Origin of the sequence: Streptomyces sp. rh34, from assembly GCF_002551245.1 — a bacterium.
Lineage (GTDB): Bacteria > Actinomycetota > Actinomycetes > Streptomycetales > Streptomycetaceae > Streptomyces.
This window is the reverse complement of record NZ_NTGZ01000060.1, coordinates 1-13125: the sequence shown is the minus strand read 5'-3', so window position 1 is coordinate 13125 and position 13125 is coordinate 1. Positions and strand designations below refer to the sequence as shown.

13 protein-coding genes are annotated in these 13125 nt (G+C 72.7%); 8 read left to right on the top strand and 5 right to left on the bottom strand.

Annotated features, from left to right (window positions below; all coding sequences use genetic code 11):
- Positions 1–8 precede the first annotated feature (8 nt).
- The 3 genes from murC to CR470_RS14145 all read right to left on the bottom strand — a co-directional run bounded on the left by murC (position 9) and on the right by CR470_RS14145 (position 2920).
- Positions 9–1418 carry a UDP-N-acetylmuramate--L-alanine ligase gene (gene murC / locus CR470_RS14155; protein ID WP_097867941.1) on the bottom strand — a complete coding sequence of 470 codons (1410 nt, stop codon included), beginning with the start codon at positions 1416–1418 and terminating at the stop codon, positions 9–11.
- 68 nt (positions 1419–1486) lie between these two features.
- Positions 1487–1939 carry an indole-3-glycerol phosphate synthase gene (locus CR470_RS14150; protein ID WP_097867940.1) on the bottom strand — a complete coding sequence of 151 codons (453 nt, stop codon included), beginning with the start codon at positions 1937–1939 and terminating at the stop codon, positions 1487–1489.
- Between the two features lie 162 nt (positions 1940–2101).
- Positions 2102–2920 carry a pyrimidine reductase family protein gene (locus tag CR470_RS14145; protein ID WP_097867939.1) on the bottom strand — a complete coding sequence of 273 codons (819 nt, stop codon included), beginning with the start codon at positions 2918–2920 and terminating at the stop codon, positions 2102–2104.
- A 37-nt stretch (positions 2921–2957) separates the two neighbouring features.
- Here CR470_RS14145 and zapE point away from each other — a divergent pair, with 37 nt between their 5' ends.
- The 6 genes from zapE to CR470_RS14115 all read left to right on the top strand — a co-directional run bounded on the left by zapE (position 2958) and on the right by CR470_RS14115 (position 10101).
- Positions 2958–4049: a cell division protein ZapE gene (gene zapE / locus CR470_RS14140; protein WP_097867938.1), complete on the top strand. Its 1092-nt coding sequence runs from the start codon at positions 2958–2960 to the stop codon at positions 4047–4049.
- 109 nt (positions 4050–4158) lie between these two features.
- On the top strand, positions 4159–4584 hold the full coding sequence (locus tag CR470_RS14135) for an OsmC family protein (protein WP_018956892.1): 426 nt from the start codon (positions 4159–4161) through the stop codon (positions 4582–4584).
- Between the two features lie 139 nt (positions 4585–4723).
- On the top strand, positions 4724–6097 hold the full coding sequence (locus CR470_RS14130; protein WP_097867937.1) for an alkaline phosphatase PhoX: 1374 nt from the start codon (positions 4724–4726) through the stop codon (positions 6095–6097).
- A gap of 272 nt (positions 6098–6369) precedes the next feature.
- Complete coding sequence (locus tag CR470_RS14125; RefSeq protein WP_373561410.1) at positions 6370–7089, top strand: polysaccharide deacetylase family protein; 720 nt, start codon at positions 6370–6372, stop codon at positions 7087–7089.
- A gap of 151 nt (positions 7090–7240) precedes the next feature.
- Positions 7241–8302 (top strand): ATP-binding protein, encoded by a 1062-nt coding sequence (locus CR470_RS14120; RefSeq protein WP_097867936.1) that lies wholly within the window; start codon positions 7241–7243, stop codon positions 8300–8302.
- Positions 8299–10101: a vWA domain-containing protein gene (locus CR470_RS14115; RefSeq protein WP_097867935.1), complete on the top strand. Its 1803-nt coding sequence runs from the start codon at positions 8299–8301 to the stop codon at positions 10099–10101. The genes CR470_RS14120 and CR470_RS14115 overlap by 4 nt, the downstream gene beginning before the upstream one ends.
- 70 nt (positions 10102–10171) lie before the next feature.
- On the opposite strand, the gene CR470_RS14110 is transcribed toward CR470_RS14115, so the two are convergent.
- Together CR470_RS14110 and CR470_RS14105 are read right to left on the bottom strand one after the other, a co-directional pair.
- On the bottom strand, positions 10172–10369 hold the full coding sequence (locus CR470_RS14110; protein ID WP_097867934.1) for a hypothetical protein: 198 nt from the start codon (positions 10367–10369) through the stop codon (positions 10172–10174).
- A gap of 200 nt (positions 10370–10569) precedes the next feature.
- Complete coding sequence (locus CR470_RS14105; RefSeq protein ID WP_097867933.1) at positions 10570–11244, bottom strand: AIM24 family protein; 675 nt, start codon at positions 11242–11244, stop codon at positions 10570–10572.
- Positions 11245–11315: 71 nt separating this feature from the next.
- On the opposite strand from CR470_RS14105, the gene CR470_RS14100 reads away from it, so the two are divergent.
- Both CR470_RS14100 and CR470_RS14095 read left to right on the top strand, forming a co-directional pair.
- Positions 11316–12053: a peptidyl-tRNA hydrolase gene (locus tag CR470_RS14100; protein WP_097867932.1), complete on the top strand. Its 738-nt coding sequence runs from the start codon at positions 11316–11318 to the stop codon at positions 12051–12053.
- Positions 12054–12183: 130 nt separating this feature from the next.
- Positions 12184–13125, top strand: a 942-nt coding sequence (locus tag CR470_RS14095; RefSeq protein WP_257138640.1) for a DUF692 domain-containing protein, incomplete at its 3' end; no start/stop codon positions are given.

Below are 13125 nucleotides of genomic sequence, written 5' to 3'. Positions count from 1 at the left end.
CCCGCTCCTCAGCTCGACAGGTGATCGCTGGACAGGTGGTCCAGGATGCGCGGGCCGAGGTCGGTGACATCGCCCGCTCCCATGGTGAGAACGAGATCGCCGGGCTTCGCCATTCCCGCGACGGCGGCGGGGACGTCGGCCTGGTCGTGGACGGCGGTCACCTCGGCGCCCGCCCCCTTCGCCGCGTCGATGATCAGGGCGCTGGTGATGCCCGGGATCGGGTCCTCGCGGGCCGGGTAGATGTCCAGGACCAGGGAGGCGTCGGCCAGGGCGAGGGCCTGGCCCATCTCGGTGCCCAGCTCCTGCGTACGGGAGAACAGGTGCGGCTGGAAGACGACCAGGATGCGGGCGTCGGCGGCCGCGCCGCGCATGGCCTCCAGGTCGGCGGTCATCTCGGTGGGGTGGTGCGCGTACGAGTCGATGACCTGCACGCCCGCCGCCTCGCCCTTGAGCTGGAGGCGGCGCTTGACCCCGGTGTACGAGCCGAGCGCCGAGGCCAGGTTGTGCGCGGGGATGCCGAGGGCGACCCCGGCGGCGAGGGCGGCGACCGCGTTGTGGGCGTAGTGGCTGCCGGGGACCGAGACGGTGAAGGTCAGGAACTTGCCGTTGAGCAGGACCGTCACCTCGCTGGTCAGGCCGCGCGGGGTGACCTTGTGGACGCGTACGTCGGCGTTCTCGGCGGAGCCGTAGGTGACGACCTTGAGGTCGGAGAGGTCGCGGACCCGGCGGGTCAGCTCGATGGCGCCGGGCTGGTCGGCGGAGATGACCAGGGTGCCGCCGGGGACGACCTTGCCGACGAACGTCTCGAAGGAGTCGTAGATCTCGTCCATCGAGGCGTAGTTCGCGTGGTGGTCCAGCTCGACGTTGAGAACGATCGCGACCTCGGGGTCGTACTTCTGGAAGCTGCGGTCGCTCTCGTCCGCCTCCGCGACGAAGATGGCTCCTTCGCCGTGCGTGGCGTTGGTGCCGGGGCCCTCCAGGTCACCGCCGATGGCGTACGAGGGGGCCAGGCTCAGCGCGGAGAGGGCTACGGCCAGCATCGACGTCGTGGTCGTCTTGCCGTGGGTGCCGGCGACCGCGATGGCGCGCAGGCCGTTCATCAGGGAGGCCAGCGCGTCCGAGCGGTGCACCACGGGGATCGACAGCTCGTTCGCCCGGAGCAGCTCCGGGTTGTCGGCGCGGATGGCGCTGGAGACGACCACGCAGGACGCGTCGTCGGCCAGGTGGCCCGCCGCGTGCCCGATGTGCACGGTCGCCCCCAGCGCCCGCAAGGACTCGGCGGTGGCGGACTCCTTCGCGTCGCTGCCCGCCACCTTCGCTCCGCGCTGGGCGAGGATCTTCGCGATGCCCGACATTCCGGCGCCGCCGATGCCGATGAAGTGGGGTCGTTCCATGGCGGCGGGAATGCCGGGTGCCATCTGTGCTCCTGCGGTTCGGGTGCGGTTTCGAGTCGCGGCCGGGGGCCGACCCGGACCGCGCGCCCAGCCTATTCGCTGTGCGCGAAGAGCTTGAGCACCGGGACGCCGACCTTGTGCCGGGCGCGGGAGGCCCAGTCGCGGTGGAAGAACTCCTCCACGTAGTGCGGGGCGGTCAGAACGATGACCTCGTCGGCGCCCGCCTCCCCGACGACGGTCGTCAGTTTGTCCAGGGGGTGGTTCTCGATCACCTGTCCGACCGCTTCGGATCCTGCCTCGCGCAGGGCCCGCAGGGAGTACTCCAGGCCGATCTGCGCGGTCTCGCGGGCCTCGTCGCCCTCCGGCTCCTCCCCCTCGCGAACCGCTTCCTTCAGCTCCCCCATCGCCACGTCGTCGATCGCGCGCAGCAGGACATCGGCCTGGTCACCGCGCGGCTGCAACAGAACGACGAACGAGATCCGCTCCTCGCCGTGGAGGGTGGTGACGAACTCCACGTCCTCGGGAGTGAGCGGTTTCTCGATCATCAAAACGCTTGTGAACACGACAGGCGCCCTTCCGCTTCTTCGTCTCGTCGACGGCCGGCTCGGCGGTCGACGGTCGTTTGCTGAAACCATTTTTCCCCGTGCTTCCACGGGACTGCAGGGGTAAGTGTGCCCAGCCGGAGCTAAGCGGAACGGTAAATTCCGCTATCTGTCGGTCCGACGGTACCGAGTGAAGAGGAACCCGGCCTCTTCCAGCAGTGATGCCAGGAAAAAACGTTCCGGCACGGCGACCCCGGGGCCCCCCGCGATTCGCTGGGCGTCACCGGCGGTCAGCATCGGGGACACCGTCAGGCACAGCTCGTCCAGCACGCCGGCCGCCACGAACTGGCCGAGCAGCCGGGGCCCGCCCTCAGTGAGCTGCCGGGTCAGCCCCCGGTCGGCCAGCTCGCGCACGACACGGGCCGGGTCCACCCGGGCGCCTTCGCCCGCGATCACCACGTCGGCGCCCGCCTTCCGGGCCGCCGCGATCCGGTCGGAGGGGGCCCCTGCCCCGGTCACCACGAGGGTCGGGACGAGCGGCTCGGTGAACAGCGGCAGCGAGAAGTCCAGGTCCATCGAGCCGGTCACCACCGCGACGGCGGGAGCGGGGCCCTGTCCGGCGGCCGCCCGCCGCGCGGCGAACGCCTCCCGGGCGCGGGCCGGACGGTACCCCTCCAGGCGTACGGTCTCGGCGCCGGCGATCACCACGTCGGCCAGGCCCCGCAGGGTGCCGAAGATCCGCATGTCCGCCGCGCAGGAGATGGGCTGCGAGCGGCCGTCGTGCTGGGCGGCCCCGTCGAGGGTGGAGACCATGTTGGCGCGCAGCCAGGGGGTCCTGGCCTCTTCGGCGGGGAGGTCCGAGGGGTAGGCGTAGGCGTCCGCCAGCTCGTCGAGGCTCCACTCGCGGTCGGTGAGCGGCCCGGACGGGTCCTCCGCTCCCGGGGCGCTCTCTGTCAGGTCCGTCACAGGGAACAGGCTTCGCATGGGGTGCAGTCTGGCATGAGCCTTAGGGTGGACGGTTGTGTCGTCATCCACCGCGTTTCCGGGGCAGAGCCCCCTTGCCGAAACCGCCCCGCTGTCCCTGTGCGCCCGCGAGCCGCACGTTCCCGCAGACCGTCTGGTCGCCGAGATGGTGCCTCCGCCGCGCTTCGACTCGGTGCGCTTCGACACGTACGTCCCCGACCCGAACCAGCCCAGCCAGAGCGAGGCGGTCACGGTCCTGGCGGGCTTCGCCGCCGGGCTCGGCGGCGCGCACGCGACGGGGACCGGGCGGCGCAAGTGGTTCAGCAAGAAGCCGGCCGCTCCGGCCGGGCCGCGCGGCGTGTATCTCGACGGCGGCTACGGCGTCGGCAAGACCCACCTGCTGGCCTCCCTCTGGCACGCCACGCCCGCCGAGCCGTCGCTGAAGGCGTTCGGCACGTTCGTGGAGCTGACGAACCTGGTCGGCGCGCTGGGCTTCCAGCAGACCGTGCGGACCCTCAGCGGGCACCGGCTGCTGTGCATCGACGAGTTCGAGCTGGACGACCCGGGCGACACCGTCCTCGTGTCCTCGCTGCTCAGCAGGCTGGTGGAGGCCGGGGTGGCGCTCGCCGCGACCTCGAACACGCTGCCGGGCAAGCTCGGCGAGGGCCGGTTCGCCGCCGCCGACTTCCTGCGCGAGATCCAGGGCCTGTCCGCGCACTTCCGCCCGCTGCGCATCGACGGCGAGGACTACCGGCACCGCGGTCTGCCCGAGGCCCCGCCGCCGTACGACGACGAGCAGGTCACCCGGGCCGCGTACGCCACCGCGGGCGCGTCCCTCGACGACTTCCCCGGACTGCTGGACCACCTGGCCCGGGTCCACCCGAGCCGGTACGGCGCGCTGACCGACGACATCCGCGCGGTCTGCCTGACCGGGGTGAGCGCGGTGCCCGACCAGTCGACAGCGCTGCGCCTGGTGGTGCTGGCCGACCGGCTGTACGACCGGGAGGTCCCGGTGCTCGCCTCGGGGCTGCCGTTCGACCAGTTGTTCAGCGACGAGATGCTGAACGGCGGGTACCGGAAGAAGTACTTCCGGGCGATCTCCCGGCTGACGGCGCTGGCGCGTGACGCGAAGGGGCTGGTGGCGCAGTAGGTTCGGGGGCGTAACACGACGGGGCGCGGCGAACGCGGCGCGTCCCTGATATCTGTCCCGTACAACCGCGCACACCGTCAACCGCGCACACCGTTCGAAGGGATCCAGCATGGCTACCACGCGTCAGGCGCACACGAACTGGGAAGGCAACCTGATCGAGGGCAAGGGGGTCGTCACCTTCGACTCCTCCGGCATCGGCGACTACCCCGTCTCCTGGCCCGCCCGCTCGGAGCAGGCGAACGGGAAGACGAGCCCCGAGGAGCTCATCGCCGCCGCCCACTCCAGCTGCTTCTCGATGGCCCTCTCCCACGGCCTCGCCGGGGCCGGCACCCCGTCGACCCGGCTGGAGACCAAGGCCGAGGTGACCTTCCAGCCCGGTACGGGCATCACCGGCATCCACCTCACCGTCGTGGGAGAGGTCCCCGGTCTCGACGAGGACGCCTTCCTGAAGGCCGCCGAGGACGCCAAGGCGAACTGCCCGGTCAGTCAGGCGCTCACGGGCACGACGATCACCCTGACGGCCTCGCTCGCCTGACCTTCCGCGTAAGGCTGCTCCCGTCGGGGCCGCCACAGCGGGAACACGGGGCGCGGGGGCACGCATGGTTCCCCCGCGCCTCTGTGCGTGCTACACACGTGCGGGTCACTTCACCTGTCCGCCAACAGGGAGTCACCTCATGTCATCCGCATCCCGCTCCACCGCGACACGACGCCAGGTCCTGGCAGGCAGCGGCGCAGCCGCCGCGATCGCCTTCACGGGAGCCTTCTCCGAACTCTTCGCGGGCACGGCCGCCGCGCGCGGCCACGGCGGCTACGGCCCTCTCGTCCGCGACCCCGACGGCCTGCTGGACCTGCCGAAAGGATTCCGCTACCGGGTGCTGTCCCGGGAGGGCGAACCGCTGCGCTCCGGCGAGGGGCCGGTGCCCGGCAACCACGACGGGATGGCCGCCCTGCCCGGCCGCAACGGGCGGGTCCACCTCGTCCGCAACCACGAGAACCGGCACACCGCCAAGACCGGCGTGCCGACCGTCGAGGGCCTGACCTACGACCCGGCGGCCAAGGGCGGCTGTACGTCCCTGGAGCTGGACGGCCGCAACAAGGTGCTCGGCGAGCGCGTCGCCATCGCCGGTACGGCGGTCAACTGCGCGGGCGGGCCCACCCCCTGGCGCACCTGGCTGACCTGCGAGGAGAACGAGGACAAGGCCGGGACCAACGGGTACACCAAGGACCACGGCTTCATCTTCGAGGTGGACGGCGCCGATCCGCGCCGCACCGGGGCCGTCCCGCTGACCGCGATGGGCCGCTTCCAGCACGAGGCGGTCGCCGTCGATCCGAAGTCCGGGATCGTGTACGAGACGGAGGACGCGTTCGACAAGCCGTTCGGGCTCTTCTACCGCTTCCTTCCCGAGAAGCCGCTCGGCGGCACCGGTTCGCTCCGGGCGGGCGGGGCGCTGGAGGCGATGCGGGTGCCGGGCGTGCCCGACCTCTCCGCCGTCGAGGAGACCGGTACGAGCTTCGACCGGATCGAGTGGGTCCCCGTACCGGATCCGCTGGCCGCGGAGACCGCGATCCGTTTCCAGGACTTCGGCCCGAAGGGCGTCACGCACGCCCAGAAGCTGGAGGGCTGCTACTGGGGCGGCTCGTCGGTCTACTTCGTCTCCAGCTTCGCCCGGAGCGACGAGGGCTCGGCGGCCGACCACTACGGCCAGGTCTGGCGCTACGAGCCGAGGAAACGGCGGCTCACCCTGGTCGTGATCTTCGGCCCGGACACCGACATCCAGCTGCCGGGCGAGTCCCCCGACAACATCTGCCTGGCGGCCGACGGCGGGCTGATGGTCTGCGAGGACGGCGGCGGCGCGCAGCACGTGCTCGGGGTGACCCGGCGCGGCGAGGTGTACACCATGGCGCGCGGGCGGCAGAACATCGGGACGCCCGAGGAGCCGGAGTGGGGCGAGTTCGCGGGGGTCGTCTTCTCCCCGGACGGCTCGACGATGTACGTGAACTGCTACACGCCGGGGACGACGTTCGCGGTGACGGGGCCGTGGTGCTGAGGCGGCGTCGGCAGTAGCTCCGGCACTCCGCCAGGCATCGGAGCGCCGTCGAACGATATGGCCATATTGTCCGATATTTTCCGTGAGTGATCACTACTGCACGGACGACGCGGACGACGCGGGCCAGGCGGACGACGACGGCTCTGACGGTCGCGGGGGTGCTGACGAGTGCCGTCCTGACCGGGTGCGGGAGCGGCGGCCCCGCCCCCGCACCCGCTCCCCCGCCCACCCCCACGGCCGCCGCTTCCGCGCCGCCGGAGAAGCCGCCCACGATGGCCCCCGGGCCGGCGGGCCGCACCCCGGTCTTCGAGCGGAGGCCTACGGGCGGGGGCGCGGCCGGCCGCTCGGCGGCGAAGGTGGTGGCGCTGACGTTCGACGCGGACATGACGGCCGATCAGGGCCCCCGGGCGGCCTCCGGCGAGCGTTTCGACAACCCGGAACTGGTCGCGCTGCTACGCCGGCTGAAGGTGCCCTCCACCGTCTTCATGACCGGGCGCTGGGCCGAGGAGTACCCGTCTCAGGCGAAGGCCATCGGCACGGACCCGTTGTTCGAGATCGCCAACCACTCCTACAGCCACTACGCCTTCAGCTCCCCCTGCTACGGCCTGCCGGTGGTCGGGAAGGCCGCGATGGCCCGCGAGGTGGAGCGGGCCTTCACGGCGTTCCGGGAGGCGGGGGCACGGAACGTGGTGCCGTACTTCCGTTTCCCCGGCGGGTGTTACGACGACACGGCGCTGCGCGCGCTGGCCCCGGCGAACGTGACGGCCGTGCAGTGGGACGTGGTCAGCGGCGACGCCTTCGCCACGGACGCGGACGCGGTGGCCGAGCAGGTGCTGGACGGAGTACGGCCGGGCTCCCTCGTGGTGATGCACTGCACCCGCAGCGCGGCCCCGGCCACCGAGGCGGCCGTACGCCGGATCGTGCCGGAACTGCGCGAGCGCGGCTACCGCTTCGTGAAGGTGTCGGAGCTGATGGAGGACGACAGGCCCTGAGCGCGGTATCGACTCGGACGGCTCGGGTGGTTCCAGCGGTTCCAGCGGCTCGGGCGGTTCGGGCGGTGCTCTCGGGAAATCCAGGTGCGACCGCGCCCAGCAGGCCCATACCCTCGGCGAACAGCACATCCCCCTCGGAGGAGCCGACCCCTTGCAGGCCGCGGTAACCGTCACCCCCACCCAGATCCCGGACCTTCTTCTGGGCCTCGCCACCGTCCGCCCGGTGTTCCTCTGGGGCGCCCCCGGCATCGGGAAGTCCTCCCTGGTGAGGAAGTTCGCCGAATCCCTGGGCCTGGAGTGCGTCAGCCTGCTGGGCACGCAGCTCGCCCCCGAGGACCTGATCGGCGTGCCGCAGATCCGCGACGGACGCTCCGTGTTCTGCCCGCCCGAGGCCATCGCCCGCGACGAGCCGTACTGCCTCTTCCTGGACGAGCTGAACGCGGCGACCCCGGACGTGCAGAAGGCGTTCTACTCGCTCATCCTCGACCGCCGGATCGGCAGCTACGAGCTCCCGGCGGGCTCGATCGTGATCGGCGCCGGCAACCGCGCCACCGACAACGCCCTGGCACGCCCCATCGCCTCCGCACTCGTCAACCGCCTCACCCACGTCCACCTGCGTGCCTCCGCCACCGACTGGCTGGTGTGGGCGGGCGAGAACGGCATCCACCCCTGGGTGGTGGACTACCTCGCCGACCGGCCCGACCACCTGTGGTCGCAGCCGCCCAAGACCGAGGAGCCGTTCTCCACCCCCCGCTCCTGGCACATGCTCTCCGACGCGCTGCACTCCTTCGGACCGGCGCTGGAGGAGGAGACACTGAAGATCGTGGCCCACGGGACGCTGACCCCCGCCCACGCCGTGTCCTTCTGCGGGTACGCCAAGATCGTGCGACACACCTACGGCATCGAGGCGATCATCAAGGGAGACGCCTCCTGGCCCCGCCGCGTCGAGGACCGCGACCTGCTCTACTACCTCGCCGAGGCGTTCCGGGGCCGGCTCGTCAAGGAGCTCCCGGCCCGGCGCGAGCACGCCTCGGCCGCCGTGCGCGAGACCTCCTACCGCGCCAAGTCGCTGCTCGTCCAGCTCGCCGAGATATCCGTCGAGGTCGCCCAGACCGTCATCGCCGAGGACGCCGACGGCAACCCGGTGCTGCCCGCCTGGTTCCTGGTGGAGGCCGCCCGCGACATGCCGCGCCTGGTCGAGGCCCGGCGTTGAGCCGGTCCCGCAAGCAGAGCGAGGACCGCCCCGACCCGGCCGCCGAGGCCTTCGCCGCCGGAGCCGCCCTGGTGCGCCGCAACCCCGCCCTCTCCGCCGTCGACGCCGACTTCGTCCGCGCCAAGGCCAACGCCGACGCCCCCGGCCAGGGCCTCGTCCGGGCGGACTCCAACGGGCGGGTGCACGTCCACCCCACCCGCCGGGCCGAACCCGGCGAGTGGGCCTGGGCGCTCGCCCATGCCCTCCTCCACCTGGGCTTCGGCCACCTCCCCGCCGCCAAGGAGCCCCGCGAACAGCCCGACCGCTTCGCCCTCGCCGCCCGCTGCACCGTCGTCAACCGCTTCCTCGCCACCTTCCCCATCGGCACCGCCCCCGACCACCTCCCCGAGAGCTACCCCGACGGCGACGAGGAACAGCTCGCCGCCCGCTGGCGCAAGACCGGCGTCCCGGCCGCCTACGAACGGTGCGGCACCGCTGACGGCGAACCCGACCAGCTCCTGGTCCAGTGGCCGCACCACGAAACCACCCTGCCCGACCGGCAACTCGCCTTCGCGTACGCCCTGACCCGTACGGTCTCCGCCGCGATGGACGTCGCGGGCGGCCGCCGGGACCGGCTCACCGGTGAGCGCGTCGCCCAGGGACCCTGGGACCGCGCCCTCAACTGGTTCGTCTCCTCCTACCCGTTGCTCGGCGGCCTCGCGGCCGGACTGACCGTCGTCGCCGACGCCGAACTCGCCCGCGCGCACGCCATCTCCGTGGCCGCCGTGGACGCCGCCGCCGGCGAGATCTACATCAACCCGCTCAAGCGGTTCACCGACGAGGAGTGGCGGTTCATCCTCGCCCACGAGATGCTGCACGCCGCCCTGCGCCACGGCGGGCGGCGCGGCGCCCGCGATCCCTATCTCTTCAACGTCGCCGCCGACTACGTCATCAACGGCTGGCTGGTGGAGATGAGCGTCGGCGCGATGCCCGAAGGGCTGCTGTACGACGCCGAGTTGAAGGGCCTGTCGACCGAGGAGGTGTACGACCGGATCGCCACCGGGCTGCGGCGCGGCCGTCGCCTCGCGACCCTGCGCGGGAAGGGCGCCGGGGACATCCTGGGCGAACCCCTGCCCGGCCGGACCGCCGACCCCGTCGACCTCGACGCGTTCTACCGGCGCGCCCTCGTCCAGGGCCATCAGCTGCACACCGACCGACAGCGCGGTCTGCTGCCGGCCGGACTGGTCCAGGAGATCCGCGCGCTCGCCCACCCGCCCGTCCCGTGGGATGCCCGGCTGGCCCGCTGGTTCGACGAGTTCGTGCCCCGTCCCGAGCCGGTGCGCAGCTACTCCCGGCCCGCCCGGCGCCAGGCCTCGACCCCCGACATCCCGCGCGCGGGCCGCTACTTCCCGCCCGAGGAGGTCGCCCGCTGCACCTTCGGCGTCGTTCTGGACACCTCGGGCTCGATGTCCGGCCCGCTGCTCGCCAAGGCACTGGGCGCGATCGCCTCCTACGCCGAGGCCCGCGACGTGCCGGCCGCCCGCGTGGTGTTCTGCGACGCCGCCGCCTACGACGCCGGGTACCTGGCGCCGACGGAGATCGCCGGGCGGGTACGGGTCAGGGGGCGCGGCGGCACGGTCCTGCAACCCGGCGTCGACCTGCTGCAGCGGGCCGACGACTTCCCGCCGACGGCTCCGGTTCTGGTGATCACCGACGGCTGGTGCGACGTGCTGCGGGTCCGACGCGAGCACGCCTACCTGATCCCGGAGGGCGCGGGGCTGCCGTTCACCCCGCGCGGACCGGTCTTCCGGGTGCGCTGAGCGGCGGCCCCGTGCACAGGTTCTTCGCGGCTCGCCCCTCCCCGGACCGGCCCTGCTCCGGCTCGGTCTCCTAGCCGGAGCAGGCCGTGCGACCCGCCTCCTGCCAGGCGCAGACCGGGCAGAGCGTGGCGCCTTTCATCGACTCCGGGTACTCGGTCGGCTCGCGGCACAGCACGCACTCGGCGTACGGAGGGCCTTCGGCCGCCCCGGCCCGCGGGGTCGGTGCGATCGGCCCCGGGGTCTCGCAGTACGGGTCGTCGGTGTCCACGCCACGAGCCTACTCACCCGCGCCGGGCGGCGATCCGGCCCCCGGCCCCGATCAGGACGCGGGGGCCGGTGACTGGGCCCGTCGGCGTCGGGCCGTCGCCCGGGCAGCCGGTGGCGGTCAGGGGCAGCGCCCGGGAAGCGCCCGGAGACGTACGCCGTACGGGCCGGGCGGCCGGTGACCCACGCCCGGTGGTTCCCGCCTCAGTTGGAGGTCTTCTCGGGCCTGGCCTCGCTGGGCCGCACGATGACGAAGCCCTCGCCCTGGAGCATCAACTGGACGGCCTCGCCGGATCCGCCGCGCACCATCGAGCCGACGCTCTGCGAGCGGTGCAGGGCGGTCGTGAGCTGCTGGCTCCAGCCGACGACCGCGTCCGTGTCCACGTACACCGGCTGAGCGGCGGTCACGGGGATCACGATCGGGGTGCCCTCGCACATCAGGCCGAGCTTGCCGTAGCCCGTGAAGACGCTGTTGAAGAGGCCGCCGCCGACCATTCCGGCGCCCTTCACGGTCTTGATCTCGTAGGAGAGCGTGGGGTCGAAGCAGAGGACGTTGCGACCGTTGATGGTGATGGAGTCCCCCTGGTCCAGCTCGACGATGAAGCAGTTCGCCGCCTCGTGCGCGAACCACGCCTCGCCCTGGCCCCTGACCGCCATGAGCGCCAGGCCCTCGCCGGTGACCGCGCGCTTGAGCATGCCGCCGATGCCCTGGCCCTTGCGCTCGAACTGGAGGTTGCCGCGGAAGGCGATCATCGAGCCCTGCCGGGCGTGCATCTCCCCGTTGACGGCGTACTTGATCGATTTGGTGTTCTGCAGGGTCATGCCGGGGGCGGTGGCCGGCTGGGCCATGTGGTCGCTGGAAAAGAGATCGCTCTTCATGCGGAGCATCCTCACCCGGACCCGGTCGTTCCGCCAAGCAGGTGACCCTTCCGGCCTGGCAGACTGGGACGGTGACCAGCCACGACGCCCCCGCCCCCGAGAGCCCGTTCCACGACGGTCCGGCCGACCGCGACCAGGCGCGGCAGTTCGTGCTGCCGCTGGTGCTCCACCTGGAGAAGACGGACCCGCCCGCCCGCACCGACGCGCTGCGCGCCGCCGCCCGTGCGGTGCTGACGCTCCTCTCCGACGAGCGGTCCCTGGAGGACGGCGAGTGGGCGGCGGCGGTGCGGGACTGGCAGGACGCCCGGATCCGCAAGGTCGTGCGCCGGGCGCGCGGCGCGGAGTGGCGCAAGGCCGCGGCGCTGGACGGCATCACGGTGACGGGCGAGGACGGGGCGGAGGTACGGGTGTTCCCGCCGATCCCGCTGGACGGCTGGCCCAAGGAGCTGGCCAAGCTCCAGGTGTCGGGCACCGAACTGGAGGACCCCGAGCCGCCCGCCGCACCCGATCTCTCCGGTCCGGTGCTGTGGCTCAACCCGGATCTGGACATGTCGGCGGGCAAGACGATGGCGCAGGCGGGACACGGGGCGCAGCTCGCCTGGTGGGAGCTGTCCGACACCGAGCGCAAGGCGTGGCGGGAGGCCGGGTTCCCGCTCGCCGTCGCCACCCCGGGGGCGGAGCGCTGGCGGGAGCTGACGGTGAGCGGGCTGCCGGTGGTGCGCGACGCGGGATTCACCGAGATCGCCCCGGGATCCTGCACGGTGGTCGCCGACCACCCGGCGCTGCGCCGCCGCGCCCGGAACACATGAGGCCGATGCCCTGACGGGGGCGGCGGGTCCGGGAACCTCAGATCCAGCTCTGAACGTCCCTCTGGTCGGGTTCATCGCCGCGTGACGGGGCCATGACCTCCGGACAGGACGAGGTGAGCGGGGGGACACCATGGAACTGGGCATCGGCATCGGCTGGCGGCCGGAGATCGCGGACGAGGTGGAGGCGCTGGCGGGGATCGACTGGGTCGAGGCCGTCGCGGAGAACCTCTGCGACGACCATCTCCCGGACTCCCTCGTACGGCTCCGGGAGCGCGGTGTGCGGGTCGTGCCGCACGGGGTGGCGCTCGGTCTGGGCGGCGCCGACCGCCCGGACCCCGTGCGCCTCGCCTCCCTCGCGGCGCGCGCCGAGCTGCTGGGGGCGCCGCTGGTGACCGAGCACATCGCGTTCGTACGGGCCGGGGGGCCGCTGACCGCGTCGCCGAGGCTGGAGGCGGGGCATCTGCTGCCGGTGCCGCGCACCCGGGACGCGCTGGACGTGCTGTGCGAGAACGTCCGGATCGCGCAGGACTCGCTGCCGGTGCCGCTCGCCCTGGAGAACATCGCGGCGCTGATCACCTGGCCGGGCGAGGAGCTGACCGAGGGGCGGTTCCTGGCGGAGCTGGTCGAGCGGACCGGGGTACGGCTGCTGATCGACGTGGCCAACCTGCACACCAATCACGTCAACCTCGGCCAGGACCCGGCGAAGGCGCTGGACGAGCTGCCGGTGGAGGCGATCGCGTACGTCCATGTGGCGGGCGGGGTCGAGAGGAACGGCGTCTGGCACGACACGCACGCCCACCCGGTGACCGCTCCGGTCCTGGAGGTACTGGCCGAGCTGCGCTCCCGGGTCGACCCGCCGGGCGTGCTGCTGGAGCGCGACGACGCCTTCCCGCCGGCCGCGGAGCTGGCGGGCGAACTGGACGCGATCCGGGCGACGCTGCGGCAGGCGGCTCCCCCATCGGACCCGCGTGCCACGGCCCGGGACGCGGCACGCGACGGGTACGGCGGTGGCATCGGGGACGGCGACGGGGGCCGTGCGCCCGCGGCCCCCGTGCCGGCCGGAGCCCGCGAC

What these genes read in the sequence shown, in the direction of transcription:
- murC (WP_097867941.1), bottom strand. Translation starts at nt 1,418, where the DNA reads ATGGCACCCGGCATTCCCGCCGCCATGGAACGACCCCACTTCATCGGC.
- CR470_RS14150 (WP_097867940.1), bottom strand. Translation starts at nt 1,939, where the DNA reads ATGATCGAGAAACCGCTCACTCCCGAGGACGTGGAGTTCGTCACCACC.
- CR470_RS14145 (WP_097867939.1), bottom strand. Translation starts at nt 2,920, where the DNA reads ATGCGAAGCCTGTTCCCTGTGACGGACCTGACAGAGAGCGCCCCGGGA.
- CR470_RS14135 (WP_018956892.1), top strand. Translation starts at nt 4,159, where the DNA reads ATGGCTACCACGCGTCAGGCGCACACGAACTGGGAAGGCAACCTGATC.
- CR470_RS14130 (WP_097867937.1), top strand. Translation starts at nt 4,724, where the DNA reads ATGTCATCCGCATCCCGCTCCACCGCGACACGACGCCAGGTCCTGGCA.
- CR470_RS14125 (WP_373561410.1), top strand. Translation starts at nt 6,370, where the DNA reads ATGGCCCCCGGGCCGGCGGGCCGCACCCCGGTCTTCGAGCGGAGGCCT.
- CR470_RS14105 (WP_097867933.1), bottom strand. Translation starts at nt 11,244, where the DNA reads ATGAAGAGCGATCTCTTTTCCAGCGACCACATGGCCCAGCCGGCCACC.